Below are 23,466 nucleotides of genomic sequence, written 5' to 3'. Positions count from 1 at the left end.
CTGTAACCTTTTGAAAACAAGAAAAATTATCGGGATTTTTTCGCTTGTAGTAATACTGGGCGGAACCATAGCATGTTATATCTTTTATAAAAAGATTTTAGCTTCAAATACAAAGTTTGAAGACAAAGAGATGGCTGTATTTTTACCTACAGGTAGCTCCTTTGAGGATGTAAAAAAAGTAATGAGCCCGCTAACTGAAAACCCGGAAAGTTTTGAGTGGGTAGCCGGACTTAAAAAATACGACCAGAATGTAAAATCGGGCAAGTTTATCATTACCAAAGGGATGAGCAATAACGATATTATTGTAGCGCTGCGAAATCCCGTAACCGTAAAAGTTTCTTTCAATAATCAGGAAACCATACAAAACCTGGCTGGCCGCCTTTCGCACCAGCTGGAGCCGGACAGCCTGGCCATACTTACAGCTTTTACCGATAAAACATTTCTTGATGAAAATGGTTTAACGGAAGACAATGTGCTGAGTATATTTATACCAAACTCTTATGAGTTTTACTGGAACACCACTGCCACTAAGGTACGCGATAAAATGATTAAGGAATACCGTAAATTCTGGAATCCTGAGCGTACTGCTAAAGCCGAAGCACTGGGGCTTACACCGCTACAGGTATCGGCATTGGCTTCTATAGTGCATAAAGAAACCGTTAAAACAGATGAAAGACCACGCGTGGCAGGTGTGTACCTTAACCGCCTAGCCAAGGGCATGAAACTTGAGGCAGATCCTACTGTGATTTATGCTATAAAGAAAAGTTCAGGCGATTTTAACCAAGTTATAAAAAGGGTGCTTTACAAAGATCTTGTAATAGATTCTCCATACAATACCTATAAAAATAACGGACTTCCGCCAGGGCCAATAGCCATGCCCGATGTTACGGCTATAGACGCTGTACTTAACGCTGAAAAACATAATTATATTTACTTCTGTGCCAGTGTAACCAATTTCGGTTACCATGAGTTTGCTGTAACTCCGGCACAACATGAGGTGAACCGTCAAAAGTATGTTGCCTGGGTTGAAAAGATGGGTATAAAGAGGTAAAATCCTACAAAATATTTTATTAAATGCCCCTTGTTATACCAGCAAGGGGCATTTTTTTCATTACAAAATACCACTTTTTCATTACAATGCTTCATCCCGAAAAAGCTTCGTTGAATGTTACGGGAGTCCCTGTGTTTAAGGGTGTTTACGACGTTTTTAGGCCTTTTTTTCGGCTCTTAAAGTTAAGTTAAAGTAAAATTTGTGTATAACTATCTGTTTATCAGGCTTAGGTTTTTTCGTATATTTGTCCCCTGTGAAATTCATAAGGTGACAGATTATGAGAAATAATACTGCATGATAAAACGACAATGGATCTACTTTTCCGGACTTGCACTGTTCATCGTAACTATAAGTACCGGTTTTAAGACCAAAGAAGAAAAACAGTTCGGAAGGATAGAAGGTTTTCACCTGGCCGAAGACGAAATCACTCACTACTCAGTTCCTACAATTGATGAAACCGCTAAGGTAAATTTTAATTTTCCCTCTACAGGAAAATCGTATGTAGGCTTTAAACAGGCAATAGCCATTAAAGAGAGCCAAGGCATGTACACGCTGGTAAACCGTTATGGTTACATGGGCAAGTACCAGTTTGGCAAATCTGCCCTACGTTCGGTAGGTATTACAAACACTAAAGGGTTTCTTACTAACCCGGGCTTGCAGGAGCGTGCTTTCCGTGCGCTGCTGAGCAAAAACAAATGGGAACTCCGTAAAGAAATTAACCGCTACGAGGGTAAGGTAATGAAAGGCATTACCATTACAGAATCGGGCATACTGGCAGCAGCTCACCTTGCGGGAGCAAACTCTGTAAAGTTATTTCTTAACAGCAACGGTAAAAATGGTTACCGCGACGGTTTTGGCACTTCATTGCGCAGTTACATTAAAAAGTTTGGCGGGTATGATACTTCAGGTATTGTAGCGCATCCCAGCCCACAAGTGCAACTTTAATCTTTAAGTACAGCATTTATTTTTCCCTCGGCTTCAGCTAATAATGCCTGTTGCCCGGAAATCATATCTTTGGCCTGCATCAGGATAATACGATTATTTGTATTCTTGATTCGGGCCATGTTTTTGTCTGATAAGTTATGAACATGATTCTTCTGGAGGGTTTTAAGATATTCCTTAAATGTGTATCCTTCATGAAAAATGTCAGATGCTGCATTCTTAGACAATATATGGTTGCTAAGCCTTTCTTGTAGCTTTAAAGATTGAGCCCTTGTGCTTTGTAATTGTTCTATAATTTCCTGTTTTCTTGATGTGTGCTTCCGACTTTTGTTAAGCAGAGAAAACAGCAGATACAATAACAGTAGCACGGCTAATATGCCTGCTATGTAAAACTCTGGTAACATGTAAGTGATTTAAGAATACGTCAAATTTAGGGAATAATCCTTAATGGTTTTAACGTTTTTTAACACTTAACGAATAAAAAACGATTTTGTAAAATAAGGGTGTTTATTTTAATGAAATGACAATATTAGGGAGAAGTTTATTTAAAAAATAGTCTTCAGTTACAATTGAACATGGTTTTTAATGGGGGGAGGTGATAGTTTTTTCGATGTTTTTGTGCTCTATTCCCTTTTGTTAAGACGGTATAGAAAGAAATAGCCAGTACACCCTGATATTACAGAAGCTACAAGTATAGCCGCTTTGGCCTCATTTTGCAGCTCGGTATTGTTTATAGATAACAGCGCTATGAATACACTCATTGTAAAACCTATTCCTCCTAATATACCTGCACCGGTAAGGTGAAGCCAGCCGGTTTCTTCGGGTAATTTTGCCAGTTTTAGTTTTACAGCAGCCCATGAAATTCCTAATATCCCAATAGGCTTGCCAAACATAAGTCCTAATATAATCCCTAACCCCATGTTATTTACAAGCCCACCTGTCATACCTTCCATAAAGGTAATATTAGTATTAGCCAATGCAAATATGGGCATAATGATAAAGTTTACAGGATTGCCAAGCAAGTGCTCCAATCGTTCTAAGGGCGATTCGGTATCATCTGGGGTAGTTGGCAGGGTAAAAGCAGTTAATACTCCGGCTATGGTAGCATGTATGCCTGAATGATGGATGAAATACCACATAAACACTCCCGGGATTATATATAGCCATATGCTTTTTAACTTCATTTGATTAAAGAGCAGTTGTAGGGCAAATACCCCTGCTGCATATAGCAGGTATTCTGTATGTAATTCTTTTGTGTAAAAGAAAGCTATTACCAGTATGGCCATAAGATCATCGGCAATAGCAAGCGCGGCAAGGAAAATTTTAAGCTGATGAGGCACTTTATTACCTAAGAGTGATAAGATGCCTAGTGCAAAAGCAATATCAGTAGCCATAGGAATGCCCCATCCGGCCGAAGTTTCGGGGGTGTTGAGGTTTATAACACCGTATATAATGGCTGGTAATATAGCGCCGCCCAGTGCTGCTAAAACCGGTAAGGCCGCCTGACTTAGTTCAGAGAGTTCGCCTTCAACAACTTCACGCTTTATTTCGAGGCCTACTAACAGGAAAAACACAGCCATAAGGCCGTCGTTAATCCAAGAGTTTACAGAATAGTTAAGGTGTACGTTTTGGCTTTCAAACCCTATCTGAAAATCGAGTAGTTTTTGGAAATTATCGGCTAAACCGGTATTGGCTATAATTAATGATATTACAACGCTGATAAGCAGTAGTATACCACCAGCCGATGAGGATGCGAAAAATTTACGAAATGCGTGTAGATTGATAAGTTTTGCCATATTTACAAATATAGCCCATTACTAATCTTTTTGCACGCTTTTTAACAGCTTTATGGTTTCATAACCCTGTATTCCGGGTCTTCGGATATGTTTACTTCAATTATTCCGGAAGCATTACAAAGCAGTTCTTTACAGTCCGGGCTAAGGTGTTTCAGGCGCACGGTTTTGTTTATCGCGGCGTATTTTTTTGTAAGGCTGCTCAGTGCTTCTATGGCCGACATATCTGCAACGCGGCTTTCCCTGAAATCTATGATTATTTCGTTAGAGTCGTTGTTGATATCAAACAGGTCGTTAAAGGCGGTTATTGAGCCGAAGAATAACGGTCCATATATTTGGTAGTGCGTAGTTCCATCAGTGCCTATTTGTTTCTTTGCCCTTATGTGTTTGGCGCTTTCCCATGCAAATACCAGTGCACTGATGATTACACCAATAAGTACTGCCAGTGCCAGGTTGTGTAAAAATATGGTAACAGCAGCCACAAGTATGCCGGTTATAATATCTGATTTGGGCATTTTGGTAATAATCCTGAAGCTTGCCCATTCAAAGGTTCCTATGGCTACCATCATCATTACCCCGGTAAGCGCCGCCATAGGCAGTTTGCCAATTATCGGTGCGCCAAAAAGTATAATTACTAATATTGTTAATGCCCCTATAATCCCTGCCAGTCTTGCACGAGATCCTGCATTAAGGTTTACCATGGTTTGAGCAATCATGGGGCACCCACCCATACCGTTAAAAAATCCATTGGCTATATTTGCGGTTCCCTGTGCCAGGCATTCGCGGTTGCTGTTGCCGCGCGTACCGGTAATTTCGTCTACAAGGTTAAGAGTTAAAAGGCCTTCGGTAAGGCCTACTGCAGCCATAACCAGTGAGTATGGGAAAATAACTTTTAGAGCTTCAAGGTTAAAAGGGATATCCGGAATATGAAAAGGAGGGAAACCGCCTTTTACTGAGGCTATGTCTTCTACAGTTCTTGTTTCTATACCGAAAATAAGTACCACTGCAAATACTACTATTATAGCTACTAATGATGCAGGTACAGCTTTAGTTATCTTAGGGAAGCCAATAACGACTGCTATTGTTAAGGCTACAAGACCCAGCATGGTATACAGTGCTGTGCCGGCAAGCCATGTGGTTTCTCCGTTTATTACGGTCTTAAACTGTTCCAGCTGCGACATGAAGATGATTACCGCGAGGCCGTTTACAAAACCGTACATAACGGGCTGTGGTACCAGGCGGATGAATTTTCCCAGTTTAAACACGCCAACAAGTATTTGTATTACCCCGGCCAATGCTACGGCACCAAAAACGTATTCCAGCCCATGCGATTTCATTAAAGCTATAAGTACTACAACAGTAGCGCCTGCACCACCGGAAACCAACCCCGGGCGTCCGCCTAGTATAGCGGTAATAAGCCCCATAATAAAGGCGGCATACAAGCCTGTAAGCGGAGGGAACCCTGCCAGTATGGCAAAGGAAAGCGACTCGGGTATCATGGTCATGGCTACGGTAAGCCCCGCCAGTATCTCATTTTTATAGTTTATCTTTTGGGAAAAATCGAAGAATTTCATTTTACGAAGATAGTGGCAAAGTTGCTAAGTAGCAAAGTTTAATGGATAGGAGTAAAGCCTAATCTAAATCTATCCTCTAAAAACAGAAATGCTCTTTTAAAACCTATGCACAATAAAAATAGCCGGCCTGTTGTGTAAATCAGGCTTTTCTTTTTTCCACTGGGCTACGGTTTTGGTCTTAATGTATTCCGTATCAAGAGTAATATCAGCAGCTACGCACAGGTGGGTGTTAGGTTGTAGCATAGCTAAAAGATCTTCCATCAGCTTGTTGTTGCGGTACGGTGTTTCTATAAACAGTTGCGACTGTCCGCGCTCCTGCGATGTTTTCTCAAAATACTTCAGGGCGTTTTTCTTTTCGCCTTTATCTATAGGAAGGTAACCGTTAAAGGCAAAGCTTTGTCCGTTCATGCCACTGCCCATCATAGCCAGCAGGATAGAAGAGGGGCCTACAAGCGGCACTACCTGTATTCCTTTTTCGTGTGCCAGCTTTACAACAGCTGCACCGGGGTCGGCTACACCTGGGCAACCGGCTTCACTCATTAACCCTACGTTTTTACCTTCCATGCAGGGTTGTAAAAATCCTGCGTGTTCAGATGTTTCGGTACGTTTATTAAGTAACGAAAGCTTCAGGTCGGGCTGTTTTTTGGTAGGGAGTATTGCCTTTATAAAGCGGCGTGCTGTTTTTTCGTTCTCAACTATATAGTGGTCTATGAACTCAATAGAGCGTGCTACCGTTTCGGGTAGTACATTTTTTGGGTCGGCATCTTCACCAAGAGGAACGGGTAGTAAATACAGCTTACCGGTAGGCATTACTTATGGTTTTTAAGAATTTTTGTAGCGGCAACAGTACAAGCTTCGTCGAGCATGTCGTATACATCTTCAAAGCCTTGTGGGCCGCCATAGTATGGGTCGGGTACTTCTACGCCCAGTTCAGGATGAAGCTCGTCCATAATCATTTTTACTTTATGCTTTTGGATGGCGGGAGCAAGTTGAAGTACATCACTCAGGTTGCTTCGATCCATTACATATATATAGTCAAAAGTATCAAAGTCAGATTTTTTAAGCTTTCGTGCCCTTTGTTTGCTAATGTCCAGTCCGCGTCCTTTGGCTGTGCTTACCGAACGCTTATCAGGGCCTTCGCCTGCATGCCAGCCGCCGGTACCGGCACTGTCTACTATAAATTTATCCGATGGAAGCTTACTTTGCATAATACCCTCAGCCAGAGGTGAACGGCATATATTACCCAGGCAAACCATCAGTATCTTTACAGCCATTAAACCGAAAGTTTTTTGTTGATGTCGTCTACAAATTTACGGAACTGCTTATCGGTAGTAACCAGGTTATCTACGGTTTTGCAGGCATGTAGCACGGTAGCGTGGTCGCGATCGCCTATTTGTGATCCAATGTTTGCCAGTGAAGACTTAGTGTACTTTTTGGCAAAGAACATGGCCAGCTGCCTTGCCTGTACCACATGGCGCTTACGTGTTTTAGACTTCAGCGTATCTACATCAAGCTGGAAATAATCGGATACTACTTTTTGGATATAGTCGATAGATATTTCGCGCTTTATGTTCTTTACAAACTTTTCAACTACCATCTTGGCAAGCTCAAGGGTTACCTCGCGGTGGTTGAATGACGACTGTGCTATAAGTGAGATAATAGCGCCTTCAAGTTCGCGCACATTACTCTTAATGTTACGGGCCACATATTCTATAATTTCCTGAGGCATTTCTACACCGTCGCGGTACAGAATGTGGTTCAGGATAGATATACGAGTTTCATAATCAGGCTGGTGCAACTCTGCTGAAAGCCCCCACTTAAAGCGAGAAAGCAGTCGCTGTTCTATATCCTGCATGTCTACAGGTGCCTTGTCTGAGGTAAGGATAACCTGCTTGCCGTTTTGGTGCAGGTGGTTAAAGATGTGGAAAAACACATCCTGTGTACCGGTTTTACCAGACAGGAACTGTACGTCGTCTATAATAAGTACGTCTATCAGTTGATAGAAGTGAATAAAGTCATTACGGGTGTTGCGCTTTACCGAGTCTATATATTGCTGGGTGAATATTTCAGCCGAAATATACAGTACGGTTTTTTCAGGGTACTTCTCTTTTATCTCAATACCTATAGCGTGTGCAAGGTGGGTTTTGCCCAAACCTACACCGCCAAATATAAGCAGCGGGTTAAATGAAGTACCTCCCGGTTTGTTAGCTACAGCCATACCTGCCGAACGGGCAAGACGGTTAGAGTCACCCTCAAAAAAGTTATCAAAACTGTAATTAGCGTTCAGTTGCGATTCTATTTTAAGGTTGCGTATTCCCGGTATAACAAACGGGTTTTTAAGCTCGGGATTTTTATTTTGTACAGGTACATCTACCTCCTGTGGTTTTACAGGGGCGCGATGTGCACTTGGTAACTGTTCTGTAAAGGGTTGTTTGTTGCCGTAAGTGTTTTCCATTTTAATTTTATAGAGTAACTTAGCGGCCTGTCCCAGTTCTTTAGTAAGGGCTACCTTCAGGAGTTTTACATAGTGTTCTTCCAGCCATTCATAAAAGAATTTGCTCGGTACCTGTATGTACAGTGCATTGTCTGAAAGTTCTACTGCTCTTATCGGCTCGAACCAGGTTTTGTATGCCTGCTCCTGAATATTGTCCTTTATGAACGACAGACAGTTGTCCCATACCGATTGCGCAGTTTTTGTCATATCCTGAATTTTAGGTGTTTATAATTGTTGCTTTTACTAATGCGGAATGCACAGGTTCATTCCTTTTCGGGAGAACAAATATGAACACAAAATTCCTCAAAAAAAAACTTTAGGCATATTGATTTTAATAAAAAAAAATTGTAAGCATCTGTAACGAAAATTTAGATAAAAATTAACATTAAAAAAATATGAAATTTCACGAATTTACTGTACGGGTAAGATACGCTGAAACCGACCAGATGGGAGTGGTTTATCATGGTAATTATGCGCAATATTTTGAAATGGGGCGTGTGGAATGGCTTCGTAATCTTGGGGTTAGCTATAAGTCTATGGAAGAGGCAGGGGTAATGCTGCCTGTGGTGTCGTTAACAATGAACTACAAAAAACCAGCCCTTTATGACGATCTTTTAAGGGTGCGTACCATACTAAAAAAACAGGAAGGAGTTAAGATAGAATTTGACTACGAAATATACAATGAAAACAATGAGTTATTAACAACTGGCTACTCAATGTTAGTATTTGTAGACATGAAAACCAAGCGCCCCACAAGCCCACCAGAATATGTAAGAGAAAAGCTCGTTTTTTAGTTTAAGGTTTCAGGTTTAAAGTTTTTTTTAAAGTTGTTTGAACATACAGAACGGTCAAAAACCTGAAACTTTAAACCTGAAACTATTTGATAGAAATCGTATAAAGACTTTCAAATGCCTCGAGTACCATCGGGGCATTTTTTTTGCGTGTAGCCACTACCATTTCGCAGTCCATTTCCATTTTTTGCGAAACCACTTCCAGGTTCTTTTCCTTAATTACCCGCATTACGCGGTTCATGTCCTGGTAGCCAAATTTAAGGGTGTAGTGTACGTCTATGGTTTTTTCTATAATTTCGCTGGCTTCGAGCGCCAGCTGTGCTGAAAGGCGGTATGCCGATATAAGTCCGCCTACGCCCAGCTTTACTCCACCAAAATACCGCACTGATACCACCAGTACGTTAGTTACCCCAAAACTTTGTATTTGTCCGTAAATGGGTTGGCCTGCAGTATTGCTTGGTTCGCCATCGTCGTTAGCGCGGTAGTAAACGTTCGGCTCGGTACCCAGCTGAAACGCATAGCACCAGTGGCGCGCCTGCGGATGTTGTTTTTTAATATCGGCCAGTATGGTTTTTACCTCGGCTTCATCGCGTACAGGAAAAGCATAGCCAAAGAACTTGCTGCCTTTTTCTTTAAAAAGGGTTTCTTCGCCGGGGGCGGCCAGTGTATTGTACGTGTCTTTTTCCATGCCGGGAGCAAAGGTAGGGCAAGTATTTGTAAACGAAAAATTGTGTAATATTGTGGTAAAGCCAACTGATTTTTATGAAGACACTTCTCCATGTTGTTTTACTCTTGTTTTCTGTCTTTGCGTTAGCACAAGATGAACATTCATGTGTACATATCAATAAAATCATTAGAATTCCTGATTCACTTAATGAATTGGAAATTAGAATATATAAGCGTTATTCTATAACTAATGGTACTGAAGTCTTCAGGATGTATCAGGTAAATAAAGATCTTTGGAGAGCGGAGTTTTATGAGTATTACAGTGCTGTGCCTTCTGCAAACGTAAAAGAACATTTTACAAAAAGAGAATTGCAAGCGTTAGAGGATATTGAGTTAACATGGTACAAAATTTTAGTCCAAAATATTCTTTATTTACCGAGTGAAGATGCTATAGCATATAAATTCCAGCCGAAATCAATAGAGTGTGATGAACGTAGTGACAGTTATACTTATTGGATCAGACGCGGAAGTTTTTTAGATGGAACATCATTTAAAATTTCAATACGGGATATGGATAAAAAAAATATTATTGTTTACAGCAACCCTGATTCTTACCTGAAACGTTATCCTGGTGTAGATGAGCTGATTTCCGTACATGAATTACTGGAAATAATCTGCAATAATTTTGGGGTGTGGAAGGAGTAGAGGGCTAGAATTATTTTACCCGTCCTGATATAACACGGGGATTTCTGCTGTTATGAAGTACACCAAAAATAATTACTTGCTTAAGGTTTTCATCGGTAATAAAGAAAATGCTGTAAGGGAAACGTTTTACAACAGTTTGTCTCAGTTCTTTAAAATAGATTTGATAATGTTCTGGATTATTTGAAAGACGTTCAATTTCTGAATTTATTTCCGTTTTAAATTCATCGCCCAAAAACTCGCGCTGGGTGTTATACCATTTGCCTGCATTTATAAGGTCGTTGTAAGCAGCGGGCAATAGCTTTATTTTATATGCCATTACCAGTTATCCTTTAAAGCATCCCACTCCAGCAGGTCGTCCGGATTTTTTTGGTAATCATCAAGTCTCTGGTTTAGTATCTCTTTGTGAAAAGGCAGGGTGTTTTTTCCGGATTTTAGTATCTGTTCCAGTTTATCCATAACAACCTCACTTTCTACCTGTAAGAGCGCTTCTATTAAATGATATTTCCTTGCTGCCAAATCCATTGCCATCTGTTTTATACAAAGATAGCTATAAAATGCAAATTTTGGTATTCATACAGTTTAAAAGCTATAATGAATTTTGTACCTTAGTTTTTCCAAATAAACTCAAACAAAAAATCTGAAAACAACAATTATGAAATTACCTATCCTAACATCAGCGTTAGCACTACTACTATTAGCTTCATGCGGGCAAACCGAAAAACCTAAAGAAATGTACTGCGGCATAGGTATGAGTGGCTTTGAGGTGATAGATGCCAAGACCATGGCGGCCAACTTTAAATACAGTGAAGAAGATAAAACCCTGCTGGGCGAAGTAACAAAGGCAGTTACGGCAATAGATACTACCAAGAAAATTGATGTGTATTTCTTTAACCATAAGCCTGCAGAAATAGGGATTTATGTAGTGGCACCCGATGATAAGGCGCTTGTAGAAAAAATAAGCTGCGATATATTAAAAAGCAGCATAGTCGGCCTGCCTGAAAACCGTAAGGTGGTATTTTATACTAACGACCACAATAACCTTGTGGCTGCCGTAAAAACCAAACCTGCCGAGGCTAAATAATATGTACCTTAAAATACTAAAGAAAACCCTGCGATACAGCCTTGCCTTTATAGGTTTGCTTATTGCAGGGCTTTTTTTATGGCTGAATTTTGGAGTATATACCTTTACTAATAGTGTTGAGCGCGATGAGATAATTTCACAGGTAAAAAATGCACCCGCATTGCCCGAAAGTTTTCTCGAAATTTACGGTAAAGTCAATCAAGAGCAAATGAATAGGAGTGTTTATAGCTGGTTTTTAAACTGGGCTAATGGGCATAACTATTCCCAGCCCCATATCGATGCTTCAGCAGAGTGGGCGATGGATCACAGGAAGGGATATATGCAAAATATTGCTGCAATGGCTTTTTTTCTTAATAGAAATGTCTCTAAAGAAGAGTGTGTACAATTTTTATTTGCACGGAAGAATTTCTATCATAACTGTATAGGTGTAGAACAGGCGGCATTATTTTATTATAAAAAGCCGCTCAATTCACTTAGCGATGATGAAATGATAGGCTTAATAGCCATGTATCCTTATCCTAGTTTGTACAATCCGCTTGGTAGCAACAGGAGATTTCATGATAGGTTTGAGTCGTTAAACAAGAAGTATATCCAAGCAACTAAACATTAGCCAATAACCACCTCGAAAATTCCTCGACACTGCTGAACATCACATCCGGCTGCATGGCGGCCAGTTGTTCAGGTTCGGCGGTTTCTGCCCAGGCGGCACCTGCAATGGGTATGCCCGCTTCGCGACAGGCAGTAACGTCGCTCGGGGCATCGCCTACATAAATCACTTCGCTTTTATCAAGGTCGGCCCACTGATTAAGAATTGCCTTAATTCCCTGTGGCTTACTGGAGCCTTCGGGTTTGCCGGTTTCCAGGAGTTCAAAGTAGGGACGCAACCCAAACTTTTCTAACGAAATCAAAGCGCTCTTACGTCCTTTACCCGTTACCATTGCCGTACGTATATCTTTTTGTTTTAGTTGTTCCAAAAGCGGGATGATGCCCTCAAACGGGGCTTCGCATATATTGTGGAGGGCGGTGTAATGGGTAAGATAATCGGCTACGCCCTGTTCGTAATAATCAGGGGCAAGTGCCATGATGGTGCCTTCTTCACTTGGTCCAAAAGTAGCTATGATCTCTTCATCGCTTACGCTGCGGTTTATATGTGGCTCAATTGCCTTACGGAATGCTGTTATGCAAAGCGGCAATGTATTGGCTACGGTACCGTCAAGGTCGAATATTACGGCTTTTAGTTTTTGCATTTTTTAGTTTTCGTCAGTTAAAAGTGTTTCAGCTCTGTAAATTTCGTCTATAGATTTTCCATCACTGTTTTTCCACTCTGTCCAGCCGTTTGCTCTTCGACCCAGAACAGCTGCGGCGGCAGCACTTGGAGATCCAAAAACGTAGTCTTCATTGAAAACATAAGTGTTTCCGGATAGGTTGATTACATTACTGTCAATCAGTTTTTTTCTCATACCTTCAATCCATGAACCAGCTGTTTTTGTAAGTTCTGCATTAGCTTTAGAACCTTTAAAGACCACAAAACCAGAATCGGAGAGTTCACCTTCAGCAATAGCTTCTTTGCCTTTACAAAATAATACTTCTTTGGATGATGATGAATTACTTCTTATTTCATCAAAAATGGGAAAACCTAAGGTTGTTAGTAATACTTTTATGGTTTCAAAATTGTCTAATAAATCGGCCTCCATACTTTCTGAAATATGCTCTTTAGGAGGAGAAGTAAGATTCTCGAGATCGTAGCGCCCAATTTCTTTAGCCGTTTTTACACTAATATATTCTAAGAACTTTACATGCGATTTAGTGAAAATGTCTGATTTAGAAGTTACCGCTACTGCATAATTCCAGAATTCCTTTTTCCGATTATGATCTTTCAGCCTGATAAAACAATCATCAGTTTCTCCTACGTAAGCAATTGGTTTAGCTTTGTCTTCATTTATGCCAAACAAGAAATAAACACCATATTTATGTATTTCAGGTCTTACTCCGCATTCATTAAGTTTATTTCGAGGAATTAGAGTCGCAACAATAAGTCGGTTTGTGAGATCGGCAATTTTAATGCTTCCTGGATTTCCGTCCGGTAAAAATATTTGTATTGTTTGTGGTCTGTTTGTCATTTTGAAAAAACTATGTTCAAATATAAAACAAAAAACCGCAGCATTACTGCCACGGTTTGTATCTAAGGTATTGAATTTGTTACTCTACTTTTAATCCAAGTCCTTCAATGTACCCCTTATTCTGGAAACAGTTTTTGTACTCGCAGTTTTCCAGGAAACCGTTCAGGGCTTGTTGTATCTTAATGCGGTCGGGCATGTTATTGCGTATTTTTTCAAAGCTGCCACGGTCGGCTTCGGCATATTTAGTTATTAACGGGTAGTCTTCCGGCTGGGTGAAGTTCATAATACCGCGGGTGTTGTCCATCTTTTTATATGGCCAATATGCCCAGTGAATGTTATTCTTGTTTAGCAATGGGGTAAATTCTTTTATCCACTCATCGGTATTTTCACCGGTTTCTCCTATGTATATAGGTACGTTGTATTTTTCGCGGAAGTCTACATACTTCTTTATGGCGTCCTGGTTAATATCAAACCAATACTTATGGAACTCATACACTATATTATCATCCAGTATGCTTTCAAATACCCCGAAATCGCCTGCCCAAACCGAGCCATTCAAAAAAATGCTATGCTTTTTGTCTACTTTACGAACATCGGCAACCAGCCTTTTGTACAGCATAAAAAGGCGGTGGTTATAATCAGGTATCTCCTTAAGGAAATAGTGTGCCAATGGCTCATTGGCAAGGTCGTAGCCTATAATTATAGGGTCGTTTTTATAGTGTTGTGCTATGCGTACCCATATATCGCTCATTTCATCCTGACTTGTTTTGCTGAAGTACAACCACGGATAGCCTGCACTGTCGTCTATATTATCGCCGGTTTGTCCGCCGGGTGCGCAGTGCATATCCAGCAATACATACATGTTTTCGGCACGGCACCATTCTACCACGCGGTCTATGTAAGTAAAACCGGCATTGCGGGTGCCCATATACAAGTCGTTTGTAAACAGCTTGTAATGAAACGGCAGGCGGATGTGGTTACAGCCTATGCGTTTTAGGTACTTAATGTCGTCGTGGGTAATGTAGCGGTCCAGGTACTTTTGCCAAAAAGCAGTGGTGCTATCGGGGCCTACGAGCTGAGTAAGCAGCTCGTCTATTTTTGCCGGGGCGCTTACCTGTCCGGTTTTAAACATGTAGCCCTCGGGTACCAGCCAGTTGCCCAGGTTTGTGCCTTTCAGCATAATGGGTTTTCCGTCGGGGGTTAGGATTTCTTTGCCGCCGGTGTGCGGTACTTTAGTACTGTTACCAAAGGATTTGGATTTAGTTTGCGCCGGGCAGGTGTATGCCAATAGCAGCGCTAAGGCCGGGATTAGGCCTTTACGAAATAGTTGTTTCATTAGAACAGATGTTATGTTTTGGAAGGCTAAAGATACAACTATTACGTTTAAGGTGCGTGTGCCAATAAAAAATCCCCTGTTAATTAAAACAGGGGACTACTAATATTGCATTGTTGGATGCTTAGAAAACTATTTTCTTGCTAATAGTTCCCTTATCTGTATACGACTTTACTATAAGCACCTGGCTTGCTGTTCCCTGGGCATCTATAGTATAAGCAGAACCATTGATTGTGGGGCTTTCAATAATTTTGCGGCCGTTAACATCGTATATTTCTACCTGGTTTAGCTTCATATTACCTGCATTTATACCTATGCTGTTTCCTGATTTGTAAACTATAAGTGCGTTATTTTCTGGGATAACTTCACTCACAGATAGGGCATTTTCGGTATATAAAACCTCAAAGCGGTCATTAAATGTTCCTGCTTCGGTAGTAAATACGTAATCGTTTGCGGAAAGGTTTCGTAAAACACCTTCTATTTTATCATACACATATATTTTTTGACCTTCGGCAAAAGCGCCATTTGTAAAAGCTACATGTAATGTATAGGTGCCTGCTTCAGATGCAGTGTAGCCCATAGGAACTATGTCGGTAATTGTAAAATCTGGCCGTGCCTGTACCGCAAGGCTTTTATCTTCTGCAATAGTAAAGAAGTTGCCTTCTCCTGTTTCAAATCGGGTAACATCTCTATGGGCGTCTATACCCATACTAGCTGTAGGGCTGTATACCACAGCTAGGCGTAAGGTTTTACTTGGACCTATAAGGTCTAATCCGTATTTTGAAATTTCATCGGTTGTACTTTTAAAGAACTGGGCATTGTGGCTACCACGGCGCATACTGTTTGTAAAGGTAACATTAGCCGATGAAAGGGCATCATCTGTTTTTATGAAAAAGCCTTGCCCCGGATTTATAACCCAGTCTGCCGGGTCTGTTTCATTGTTAAAATATGAATCCCATATTGCACCTCCGTATTGTGCTTCTCCTGCATTACCACCTGTAGCGGGATTGCTTATAAAAACATCGCGTGTAAGTATGGCATAGCTGGTGGCATTCTGGTTGTTTTTCTTCCTCCAGAAATACAAGCCGGTGTCTGTTTCCATTTTACTTCCATTTGCATCAAAAAATGCCTGCACGTTTATTGGCGAAGGGTAGGGGTTACCTATGGCTGTAAACCTGTTTCCCTGAATAGAAAGGGCTTTCGTTATAGTACCATTATTTGGTACCCCGATAAAGTTTGCGGTAAAGATAATAGATGTGGTTCCGGCATTATAGCCTGGTGTGCTATCTACATTTGGCATTCTTATCAAGAAGGATTTTGCGGCTGAGAACGTTGTGGTATTTTGGTTTACCGGCCAATATAAATCGGAATAGGTAGTGCCGTCAAGATCATATTTATATTCATAAAAACGCCCATTTGCTGTTGCCGGAGAAAAATTATACAATGTTTGTGTACCGGTTACCGGTGATGACCACAGTGTATAATCGAGTCTGAAAAGCTGCGAACTTTTTCTTATTGCGGTAATTTCACCGGTATTCGCCACGTTATTTACCTGTACAAGATGGGCATTGCTTTGCAGAGTAAAGCTGCCGCTGTTTACTTTTAGTTCATTTTGCAGCGTTACAGTGTATTCTGAAGGGATAGATACAACTGCACCATTGTTTACTTCAAGTGCACAACCATTAAGGTTAGCTGCCTCACTATAGTTAGCATTTATATAAAGGCGGCTATCGCTTGTAGGACTGCCGCCTACCCACGCATTGCCGTTCCAGGATGTTGTATGTATGGTTAGTGTAGCTGTAGCATATACTTCGGCATAAGAGTTTAGTTTTACTACAGCTCTGAAATAGGTAGTTTGTGTTAATGTTCCTATTTCTGCACTTGTAAGTGTAGCTGTCGTATTAGCTATATTGCTCACCGTAGCAAATGAAGGGCTGGTACTGCGATCCCACCGCACAATGTTTCCCGTATATCCGCTCAGGGTAAGGTCTCCTGACAGATATCCGTAGCAAACCGGCCCTCCACCGCTTACGGTTCCAGCTACAGGAGGTTGTTCTATAGTTACCGATGCTGAACCGGTTTTTTGTATTCCGTATTTATCGGTTACAGTTACGGTATAATTGTAAGTTCCGGGGGTAGACGAGGGGGCTGTTACTGAGGCTACAGAACCCAGCCCACTGCTCCATGAGTAGGTATACGGGGAATTGCACCCACTCACAGAAGCTGCAAGTGTAACCGTTTGGCTCACCTGGTAGCTACCACCACCCGAAATGCTTACGGTATAATTTCCTTTCACTACACCATACAGGTCTATGGCTTGTATAAGTGCGCCTAAACTGGCCAAACCGTATGTGGTTATTACAATTCGGTCTACAGCGGCGCCCGGTTGTATAGGGAGTGATATTATTTGTCCGTTTGTAATGGATGTGCTTAAGTTTAGCGAAGCAAAAGAAGCATCATTCAGGTATTTATTGTATACTTCCGTAGCCCCATTGTATGCAACAATTTGCGTATTTGCCAAAATTCCTAAGCTGAGGAGTGCACTATTCATCCCGAACTTCACGAAATAATAATCTGAAGCCGATGAAGGTCCTTCAAAATATACAATTTGCGACATAGATGTGCCTGCACCAAGCTGACCAAGACTTATAGTACTGTAGTTCGTAGCATCGGCGTCTATGGCATACCAGGAGTTAAACACACCTGCTGTACCAAGTGATACTAAACCTGTAGCGGTATAAGAGGTGTAGTTGCCTATAGCACAACTGGCGGTACCACTTACATAAAAAGCGTCATAAACATCGAGCCAGCGGCTACCGGCAAGACCATTTAGTTTGTTAGTTATTTTAATAATGTTATAGTTAGCATTTGGGGTTATAACTATATAATAATTGCCTGCACTGTCGCGTACTATACGTAGCCGTTGTTGGTCAAAATTACTTGATACAGCCAGTACTGTTGTAGCATCATTCCTTACAGATACTTCTAAATACTGCTGGCCAAATACTATGCCTAATGCTGAATTAAGCAGGCTACCCACGGCACCACCTACCAGTGCCTGTAGCTGGCCGCTGTCTTCCATGTTGATTTTAACGTAAGTGGGGGTGTTTGCCGAAGCGGCTGAAGAGTACTTTAATTCAATAGATCCTTCAAATGAAATTGCTAAATTTTGAGTAGTGAGCCTTGCGGCGGTGGTGAGGTTTTGGTCAGTAGCGTTTGTGGCGCTGCTAACGTTGGCTTGAGAGTTCACTGTAGTAGCATAAACTTTGGTTTGAGCGTGTGCTAATACACTTAAAAGTAAGAAACCGATCAGTAAAATGGGCTTCCTACAACTGCGGTGGCTGTAAAAGAACATCATAATCTTAAATCATTACTTTACTAAGTTACAACCCTGAAACACCCAAAGTCAATGGTGTTTTTGTTAAAATTACGTTAAAAACAATAAAAAATTTGTTTTTTACACTAGTTTGTTATGTTTTACATATTTTTTTATGTGTTTATTTGATAAGTGAATAAATTGAATAATTATTTAATAAATGGTTAGAAAAAATATAGGGAAAACCCTATTGTTAAATCTGCGTGAATTTTATATATTATCGGTTATAAAAAATCCCCGCACTTTATTGGTGCGGGGATTTTATAGATTTTATTTTCTGCGTAAAAGCCTAGAAAATAATTTTTTTCGACACGGTTCCTGTAGCGGTATTTACCTTAACAATAATTACCTGATTTTCTACAGCAAGCTTATCTGAGCTAAAATTTGTAGCGTTAATATTACTTTCGCTATACAGTTTACTGCCACGTATGTCAAATACTTCTACATTGTTTATTAGAGTATTACCTGCATTGATTGTTATAGCGTTTTTGTCTTTAAATACCATAACATTATTAGCTACAGGTATATCTGTTCCCAGAGACGTAGTACTATACATTATTTCAAACCTGTTGTTGTACACACCTGCACTTGTAGTAAAGGTATATGGGTTGTCCATATTGTGTATTATACCTTCCTGGTTGTCTTTTAGGTATATTTTTTGTCCATTTTCAAATACACCGTCTTTATTGGCAAGCGTTAGCGTATAAGTGCCCGCTTCAGGTATATTAAATCCGGCCGGAACCACGTCAGTATTTTCAAACGATGGCCTAGTTTGTATACTCAGGTTTCTTTGGTCTGCAAAAGTATAGATAGATATATAATCTTCACCAGCAAATGAAAATGCATCATAAGAATAGTCTATTCCTGTAGTAGCACCTGCAAGATAAGCTACACTCATTTGGCTTGTAGTACCACTTTCATTGCTTAAATCCAGCCAGAAACGAGACAGGTCGGTCATGGATTCAGACTGCTTAAAGAACGATACACCACTACCAAAGGCGCTTCTCCTCATAGCGTTTGTAAACTTAAGTTGGGGGTTAGTTGCATTATTGTTAGCTTTTATTATAAAGCCCTGTCCCGGTGCTATACGCCAGTTAGCTACAGCCATGTTAAAGAATCCGGAGTTTACCCCTCCACCATTTGTCGTAGAGCCGTTTTGGCTGTTAAAAGTGTAGGATGACGCTGTTATAATAGCATAAGTAGAAGTGGCAGAATTATTACGCTTCCTCCAAAAATAAATACCGGTACCCGCTTCCAGCACATTGCTGTTTTCTGTAAAGAAATCAACAACGCTTATAGGAGACGGATAAGGGTTACCTGTAGCATTAAAGCGGTTACCTTCTGTAACCAGTGGTTTAATAATGGTGCCGTTATTTGGTACACCGTTAAAGGTACCTTCATAAATATAGTCGCCAGTACCTGCTGTATATTCAGCCGGGGTAGTAACACCACCGTTTGTAGTACCTGCTACATCGGCAGTAATAGCGTTAGGCATACGGATAAGGTAACCTTTTGCAAGGCCAAAAGTAGTTGTCGATGCCGTTTGGGGTACATACAAACCTTGAGTGGTATCGTAGTCATAATAACGGTTTGAATAGGTGTTTGGAGAAAAATCAGCAAGGGTTTGTGTACCTGTTACAGGAGACGACCACATGGTATAATCAAGCCTGTAAAGCGCATTACTGTTTTTAATCACCACTATGTTACCCGAGTTAGTAGCCTCATTAGTTTGTACTAATGCTCCGTTGTTTTGTACCGTAAAGCTACCGTTGTTAGTAATAGCGTTAGCTACAGTAACAGTAGTATTTGGTGCTACAACCATACTCTGTCCGTTTTGTACGGTAAGTGCACCTATGGTTAGGTTACCGTTTGCAGTAGTATTGTAGCTGCCTGCTATGGTACCGCTATCGGCTACTGTAGGGGTAATGCCCGATGTTACTGCACCGTAAGTCCATGCAGTACCGTTCCAGGTAAGAGCCCTACCTGTTGTAACGGTTATTACGTTACTGTTTGCGCTTGTAGCACTTGCTGCGGTGTTATGCGCCCTTACACGGTAATAATACGTAGTGTTTTCGGTAAGGCCGGTTACAGATTTAGTAATATCAGCTACGGTAATATCATTATAAGCTGATAGTATAGTAGAATAGGTTACTTTAAGGTTGTCAAGATAAAAACGTTTATTAGCAAGCGGGGCGTCTGTATTAGAGGCTGAATTATATGCCTGAATCCTAATTTTAGAGTTAACTGTGCCGTTTGTTATTGTATAAGTTTGGGTAGCAAAGTTTGCAGGGGCAGTTACTGTACTTCCAACTTGAACGAAGTTAGTTCCATCAGCAGCATGTAGTACTTGTATTGCTGTACCACTGTCGTAGTATTTTAAATCAAAGTTAAGAGTTGCAACACCATTGTTTAGAGATAAGTTTAAGGTTGGAGTAGTTAATACCCCCCTATTAGCACCAGATCCCATTTTGGCATATCCTACATCTCCGGGATTATCATATACCTGACTACCTGTCCATCCTGTTGAATTAAAGAAGCTGTCAAGGCTTGCAGCAGAAATAGCCGAACCTGTAGCTGCCGCTGCCGTGAAGTTTGAAAAATCCTCACTAAGCTGAGTTCCGCCAAATGTAGAAGTAGTAGCCACATCCAGCCTGTAATCATTAGCTGCGGTAGATGCATTCCAGTTAGCGTTAAATGTAGTAAGCGATATTGGGTTTGCCGTTGTAGCTACCGGAGCAGCAAGTATACCTGTACCGGTAAGGGCTACAGTTGCAGTAGCACCGCCGCCGCTAATAGCTATACTACCACTTGAAGCTGCATAACTGGTAGGGTTATATTTTACATATATGGTAGTATTACCAAGGGTATAGCCGGTGTATGGCAATGATAACGTTGTACTCCATGCCGAACCGTCTGTAGATACCTGGAAAGGAGCAGCAGTAGTAAGGCTTATGTTACCTGTTGCGGTGTTTAGTGAAGATCCGCTAACTGTAATTTGTTGCGCAGTACTGCTTGTGCCACTTTCTACGTTGCTAAAAGCAATAGTAGCAGGAGTAGCAGTTATTGCAGGGGTAGGAGCAGTTACATTTACACTAAACGTGTAGCTGCTTGGCGGACTTGTTGTAGCATTATAATAATCGTAAATCCTTACATAGTAAGTAGTATTTCCACTAAGAGCAACAGTAAGCACTTCAGTAGAACCTCCAGATGTGCTATCCTCACAAGTTACTGAAGTAAGTCCTGTGCAGCTGCCGCTTAACACCTGTACAACAAGGTCAAGTCCTGATGAACTGCTAGATGTAGGTGTAGCAGTAATAACATAGTTGCCCGGTGCAGTTGTAGTAAATGAATACCAAACATCGTCATCTTCTGTACCGCCGCAAGTATTGGTAACACCACTTGTGCTTGCGTAGCGTACGGTTTGGCTCGTTGCCGTGGTGCCTAATGTAAGTGCGGTAGCACCAGAGCAGTTGTCGTTTGCCGGGGCTACGGTACCGGTTAATGATACAGTAACCGGAGTAGAAACACCACCACCGCTTATAGATACAGAACCTGTATAGCTTGTTGTAGCAAGGCCTGATTTTAGGCGTACATAAACTGTAGTAGCGTTTAGGGTAGTACCGGTATAGCTAAGGCTAACGCTGCTACCGTAACCTGTAGATGCACTAAGTGATACCTCGTAGTTAGTAGGGGCAGTTGCTGTTACGGTACTTCCATTAAGGTTGCTTCCGTTTACGCTGAATGATTGTGCCGCAGATGGGCCGTTACCCGCTATATAGGTAAAACCGGTTAATGAAGTAGGTGTAGCTGCAAGAGCAGGTGTAACAACAGGGCCATACCATGCGCTAAACGTTTCTACACCGGTAGTAGTACCCGCAGAGGCTACCGGAATTACGCTATAACGAATGTATTTACCCGACTGTGTGCTGGTAAGTGTAAAGGTAGGAGCAGTAGCACCCGAAATGGCAGCTGCACTTGTGCCATTAATGTCTGTGGCGGTATACCACTTATACGTAGATGTACCCTCAGGGTTACTTTCATAATCGGCATAGGTGTAAGAGCCTGTAAGCGTAGTGCCTACTATGTAGTTAGCACCGCTAACCGTAACGTTTGATGCTGTAGGAGCCTGGTTAGTAACGCTTCCGCTTACCGTAACCGATGCAGTGGCACTACCACCGCTTATGCTTACAGTTTCGTTGTTATAGGGGCCATCGGCAAGGCCAGCCTTAAGCTTTACATACACGTTAGTGCTGCTTAGCGTGGCAGCAGTATATGATATTGTAGCCGTAGTGCCAAAGTTTGTATTGTCAGTAGATACTACATAATCAGCCGGGGCGGTTACTGTAATAGTACCCGGGGCACCCGTAAGGTTTGCACCCGACAGGGCAAACGACTGGCTTGCAGATGGGCCGTTGTTGTTAACGTATGTAAAGCCTGTAAGGCTTGATGGTGTAGGAGTTAAAGAAGGGTTAGGGTTAACTACCGGCCCATACCAGCTACTAAAAGTTTCTGTACCTGTAGTTGTACCCGCAGATGCAACAGGTACTACGCTAAAGCGGATGTATTTGTTTGCCTGTGTGCTTGTAAGTGGAAAAGTGGTTGCAGTAGCACCCGAAATAACGGCAGCACCTGTACCGGCATTGTCTGTTGCAGTATACCATTTAAAGGTAGAAGTACCTTCAGGGTTACTTTCGGCATCAGCATAAGTATAACTACCGGTTAGGGTAGTACCTACATTGTAATCAGCACCCGATACAACTACGCTTGAAGCTGTAGGGGCTGCATTTGTTGCTGTTGCTGTAACAGATATTTTTAAGTCATCAATTCTCCAGTTTGCAGTGTTAACGGCAGCACTTCCAGTACCTGAATGTCCATATATCCTTATGGTCACTGCGCTGCTACTTGTAAGGCTTACAGCACTCGTTTTGTAAACCCAAGTTGAATTGGTTGAAATTGTTCCTGTCGCAAGATCGGTTGACAAAGCAGCAGCATTTTTAATCGTATAAGCAGCAGGACCTGTACTTGTAGAGCGCGCACCAAATTCAATCTGAGTGACTGTTAAGGAATATCCTGTTGCAGGGGTTAAGGTAAATTGAAAATACGTACTACTTGATGTATTTAATGTACCTGTATAAGCAGCTGCACCAGCATTATTTCCGCCAGATGCACCTGTGTACCCGGTGGAAGCACTTGTACTTCCTGTTATTGTTGTAGTACCGTTATTGTTTCCTTGTGTTAATGCAGAGGTCGTAATGTTAGCTGCATTAGTTGATGGGCTTGCACTAGCGAAGTCCCAATTAACTGTCTGCCCCCATGCGGTGTTCACCCCCAGGCATAGCATAGCCAGGAGGAACAATCTGTAAAAATTGCTCTGTAATAGTTTTAGCATAAATTAAGCGTTAAAAATCTAATTTAACAAAAGTGTATTTTTGGCGCAGCAAATATAACTATTTTTTTATCACAAAAAACACTCTTACAGACAATTATATAACTATTAGCGTTATTAAATCGTTAAGCAGGTGTTATTGTAAATAACGTAA

20 protein-coding genes are annotated in these 23,466 nt (G+C 41.3%); 6 read left to right on the top strand and 14 right to left on the bottom strand.

Annotated features, from left to right (window positions below):
• Window positions 1-10: 10 nt before the first annotated feature.
• Both mltG and ACLI1A_RS05765 read left to right on the top strand, forming a co-directional pair.
• Complete coding sequence (gene mltG / locus ACLI1A_RS05770; protein ID WP_411407036.1) at window positions 11-1,051, top strand: endolytic transglycosylase MltG; 1,041 nt, start codon at window positions 11-13, stop codon at window positions 1,049-1,051.
• Window positions 1,052-1,345: 294 nt separating this feature from the next.
• Window positions 1,346-1,996: a peptidoglycan-binding protein LysM gene (locus ACLI1A_RS05765; protein ID WP_411407034.1), complete on the top strand. Its 651-nt coding sequence runs from the start codon at window positions 1,346-1,348 to the stop codon at window positions 1,994-1,996.
• Here the strand turns inward: ACLI1A_RS05765 and ACLI1A_RS05760 are convergent.
• From ACLI1A_RS05760 to dnaA, 6 genes are all read right to left on the bottom strand, one after another.
• Window positions 1,993-2,397, bottom strand: a complete 405-nt coding sequence (locus ACLI1A_RS05760; RefSeq protein ID WP_411407032.1) for a hypothetical protein — start codon at window positions 2,395-2,397, stop codon at window positions 1,993-1,995. The two genes, ACLI1A_RS05765 and ACLI1A_RS05760, sit on opposite strands and share 4 nt — an antisense overlap.
• Before the next feature lie 219 nt (window positions 2,398-2,616).
• A complete protein-coding gene (gene nhaA / locus ACLI1A_RS05755; protein WP_411407030.1) occupies window positions 2,617-3,789 on the bottom strand; it encodes a Na+/H+ antiporter NhaA in 1,173 nt (390 codons plus the stop codon).
• Window positions 3,790-3,839: 50 nt separating this feature from the next.
• Window positions 3,840-5,360, bottom strand: coding sequence for a SulP family inorganic anion transporter (locus ACLI1A_RS05750; protein ID WP_411407028.1), 1,521 nt, complete (start codon window positions 5,358-5,360; stop codon window positions 3,840-3,842).
• Window positions 5,361-5,456: 96 nt separating this feature from the next.
• Window positions 5,457-6,170, bottom strand: coding sequence for an SAM-dependent methyltransferase (locus ACLI1A_RS05745; protein ID WP_411407026.1), 714 nt, complete (start codon window positions 6,168-6,170; stop codon window positions 5,457-5,459).
• On the bottom strand, window positions 6,170-6,634 hold the full coding sequence (locus tag ACLI1A_RS05740) for a low molecular weight protein-tyrosine-phosphatase (protein WP_411407024.1): 465 nt from the start codon (window positions 6,632-6,634) through the stop codon (window positions 6,170-6,172). Before ACLI1A_RS05740 ends, ACLI1A_RS05745 begins: the two co-directional genes overlap by 1 nt.
• Window positions 6,634-8,061, bottom strand: coding sequence for a chromosomal replication initiator protein DnaA (gene dnaA / locus ACLI1A_RS05735; RefSeq protein ID WP_411407022.1), 1,428 nt, complete (start codon window positions 8,059-8,061; stop codon window positions 6,634-6,636). The genes ACLI1A_RS05740 and dnaA overlap by 1 nt, the downstream gene beginning before the upstream one ends.
• Window positions 8,062-8,249: 188 nt before the next feature.
• On the opposite strand from dnaA, the gene ACLI1A_RS05730 reads away from it, so the two are divergent.
• The gene (locus ACLI1A_RS05730; RefSeq protein ID WP_411407020.1) at window positions 8,250-8,648 is read left to right on the top strand and encodes an acyl-CoA thioesterase; all 399 of its coding nucleotides are present in this window, start codon (window positions 8,250-8,252) and stop codon (window positions 8,646-8,648) included.
• 82 nt (window positions 8,649-8,730) lie between these two features.
• On the opposite strand, the gene ACLI1A_RS05725 is transcribed toward ACLI1A_RS05730, so the two are convergent.
• Window positions 8,731-9,333, bottom strand: a complete 603-nt coding sequence (locus ACLI1A_RS05725; protein WP_411407018.1) for an IMPACT family protein — start codon at window positions 9,331-9,333, stop codon at window positions 8,731-8,733.
• A gap of 74 nt (window positions 9,334-9,407) precedes the next feature.
• Here ACLI1A_RS05725 and ACLI1A_RS05720 point away from each other — a divergent pair, with 74 nt between their 5' ends.
• Window positions 9,408-10,016: a hypothetical protein gene (locus ACLI1A_RS05720; protein ID WP_411407016.1), complete on the top strand. Its 609-nt coding sequence runs from the start codon at window positions 9,408-9,410 to the stop codon at window positions 10,014-10,016.
• Between the two features lie 10 nt (window positions 10,017-10,026).
• Here the strand turns inward: ACLI1A_RS05720 and ACLI1A_RS05715 are convergent, their stop codons facing one another.
• Window positions 10,027-10,332: a type II toxin-antitoxin system RelE/ParE family toxin gene (locus tag ACLI1A_RS05715; protein WP_411407014.1), complete on the bottom strand. Its 306-nt coding sequence runs from the start codon at window positions 10,330-10,332 to the stop codon at window positions 10,027-10,029.
• A complete protein-coding gene (locus ACLI1A_RS05710; RefSeq protein WP_411407012.1) occupies window positions 10,332-10,538 on the bottom strand; it encodes a hypothetical protein in 207 nt (68 codons plus the stop codon). The genes ACLI1A_RS05715 and ACLI1A_RS05710 overlap by 1 nt, the downstream gene beginning before the upstream one ends.
• A gap of 130 nt (window positions 10,539-10,668) precedes the next feature.
• On the opposite strand from ACLI1A_RS05710, the gene ACLI1A_RS05705 reads away from it, so the two are divergent.
• Both ACLI1A_RS05705 and ACLI1A_RS05700 read left to right on the top strand, forming a co-directional pair.
• Complete coding sequence (locus tag ACLI1A_RS05705) at window positions 10,669-11,097, top strand: hypothetical protein (protein ID WP_411407010.1); 429 nt, start codon at window positions 10,669-10,671, stop codon at window positions 11,095-11,097.
• A 1-nt stretch (window position 11,098) separates the two neighbouring features.
• Window positions 11,099-11,707: a transglycosylase domain-containing protein gene (locus ACLI1A_RS05700; protein ID WP_411407008.1), complete on the top strand. Its 609-nt coding sequence runs from the start codon at window positions 11,099-11,101 to the stop codon at window positions 11,705-11,707.
• Here ACLI1A_RS05700 and ACLI1A_RS05695 read toward each other — a convergent pair.
• The 5 genes from ACLI1A_RS05695 to ACLI1A_RS05675 all read right to left on the bottom strand — a co-directional run bounded on the left by ACLI1A_RS05695 (window position 11,697) and on the right by ACLI1A_RS05675 (window position 23,315).
• The gene (locus ACLI1A_RS05695; RefSeq protein ID WP_411407006.1) at window positions 11,697-12,344 is read right to left on the bottom strand and encodes an HAD family hydrolase; all 648 of its coding nucleotides are present in this window, start codon (window positions 12,342-12,344) and stop codon (window positions 11,697-11,699) included. The two genes, ACLI1A_RS05700 and ACLI1A_RS05695, sit on opposite strands and share 11 nt — an antisense overlap.
• A gap of 3 nt (window positions 12,345-12,347) precedes the next feature.
• On the bottom strand, window positions 12,348-13,217 hold the full coding sequence (locus ACLI1A_RS05690) for a GIY-YIG nuclease family protein (RefSeq protein WP_411407004.1): 870 nt from the start codon (window positions 13,215-13,217) through the stop codon (window positions 12,348-12,350).
• 79 nt (window positions 13,218-13,296) lie between these two features.
• On the bottom strand, window positions 13,297-14,553 hold the full coding sequence (locus tag ACLI1A_RS05685; protein WP_411407002.1) for a glycoside hydrolase family 5 protein: 1,257 nt from the start codon (window positions 14,551-14,553) through the stop codon (window positions 13,297-13,299).
• 121 nt (window positions 14,554-14,674) lie between these two features.
• Complete coding sequence (locus tag ACLI1A_RS05680; protein WP_411407000.1) at window positions 14,675-17,800, bottom strand: hypothetical protein; 3,126 nt, start codon at window positions 17,798-17,800, stop codon at window positions 14,675-14,677.
• A gap of 415 nt (window positions 17,801-18,215) precedes the next feature.
• Window positions 18,216-23,315, bottom strand: coding sequence for a T9SS sorting signal type C domain-containing protein (locus ACLI1A_RS05675; protein WP_411406998.1), 5,100 nt, complete (start codon window positions 23,313-23,315; stop codon window positions 18,216-18,218).
• Window positions 23,316-23,466: the final 151 nt, after the last annotated feature.

Source organism: Flavobacterium sp. RHBU_3 (assembly GCF_046613565.1).
GTDB lineage: Bacteria > Bacteroidota > Bacteroidia > Flavobacteriales > Flavobacteriaceae > Flavobacterium.
This window is presented reverse-complemented; position numbering and strand designations above follow the sequence as displayed.

Coding starts and splice junctions, on each gene's coding strand:
- ACLI1A_RS05765 (WP_411407034.1), top strand. CDS start 1,346: ATGATAAAACGACAATGGATCTACTTTTCCGGACTTGCACTGTTCATC.
- ACLI1A_RS05760 (WP_411407032.1), bottom strand. CDS start 2,397: ATGTTACCAGAGTTTTACATAGCAGGCATATTAGCCGTGCTACTGTTA.
- nhaA (WP_411407030.1), bottom strand. CDS start 3,789: ATGGCAAAACTTATCAATCTACACGCATTTCGTAAATTTTTCGCATCC.
- ACLI1A_RS05750 (WP_411407028.1), bottom strand. CDS start 5,360: ATGAAATTCTTCGATTTTTCCCAAAAGATAAACTATAAAAATGAGATA.
- ACLI1A_RS05745 (WP_411407026.1), bottom strand. CDS start 6,170: ATGCCTACCGGTAAGCTGTATTTACTACCCGTTCCTCTTGGTGAAGAT.
- ACLI1A_RS05740 (WP_411407024.1), bottom strand. CDS start 6,634: ATGGCTGTAAAGATACTGATGGTTTGCCTGGGTAATATATGCCGTTCA.
- dnaA (WP_411407022.1), bottom strand. CDS start 8,061: ATGACAAAAACTGCGCAATCGGTATGGGACAACTGTCTGTCGTTCATA.
- ACLI1A_RS05730 (WP_411407020.1), top strand. CDS start 8,250: ATGAAATTTCACGAATTTACTGTACGGGTAAGATACGCTGAAACCGAC.
- ACLI1A_RS05725 (WP_411407018.1), bottom strand. CDS start 9,333: ATGGAAAAAGACACGTACAATACACTGGCCGCCCCCGGCGAAGAAACC.
- ACLI1A_RS05720 (WP_411407016.1), top strand. CDS start 9,408: ATGAAGACACTTCTCCATGTTGTTTTACTCTTGTTTTCTGTCTTTGCG.
- ACLI1A_RS05715 (WP_411407014.1), bottom strand. CDS start 10,332: ATGGCATATAAAATAAAGCTATTGCCCGCTGCTTACAACGACCTTATA.
- ACLI1A_RS05710 (WP_411407012.1), bottom strand. CDS start 10,538: ATGGATTTGGCAGCAAGGAAATATCATTTAATAGAAGCGCTCTTACAG.
- ACLI1A_RS05705 (WP_411407010.1), top strand. CDS start 10,669: ATGAAATTACCTATCCTAACATCAGCGTTAGCACTACTACTATTAGCT.
- ACLI1A_RS05700 (WP_411407008.1), top strand. CDS start 11,099: ATGTACCTTAAAATACTAAAGAAAACCCTGCGATACAGCCTTGCCTTT.
- ACLI1A_RS05695 (WP_411407006.1), bottom strand. CDS start 12,344: ATGCAAAAACTAAAAGCCGTAATATTCGACCTTGACGGTACCGTAGCC.
- ACLI1A_RS05690 (WP_411407004.1), bottom strand. CDS start 13,217: ATGACAAACAGACCACAAACAATACAAATATTTTTACCGGACGGAAAT.
- ACLI1A_RS05685 (WP_411407002.1), bottom strand. CDS start 14,553: ATGAAACAACTATTTCGTAAAGGCCTAATCCCGGCCTTAGCGCTGCTA.
- ACLI1A_RS05675 (WP_411406998.1), bottom strand. CDS start 23,315: ATGCTAAAACTATTACAGAGCAATTTTTACAGATTGTTCCTCCTGGCT.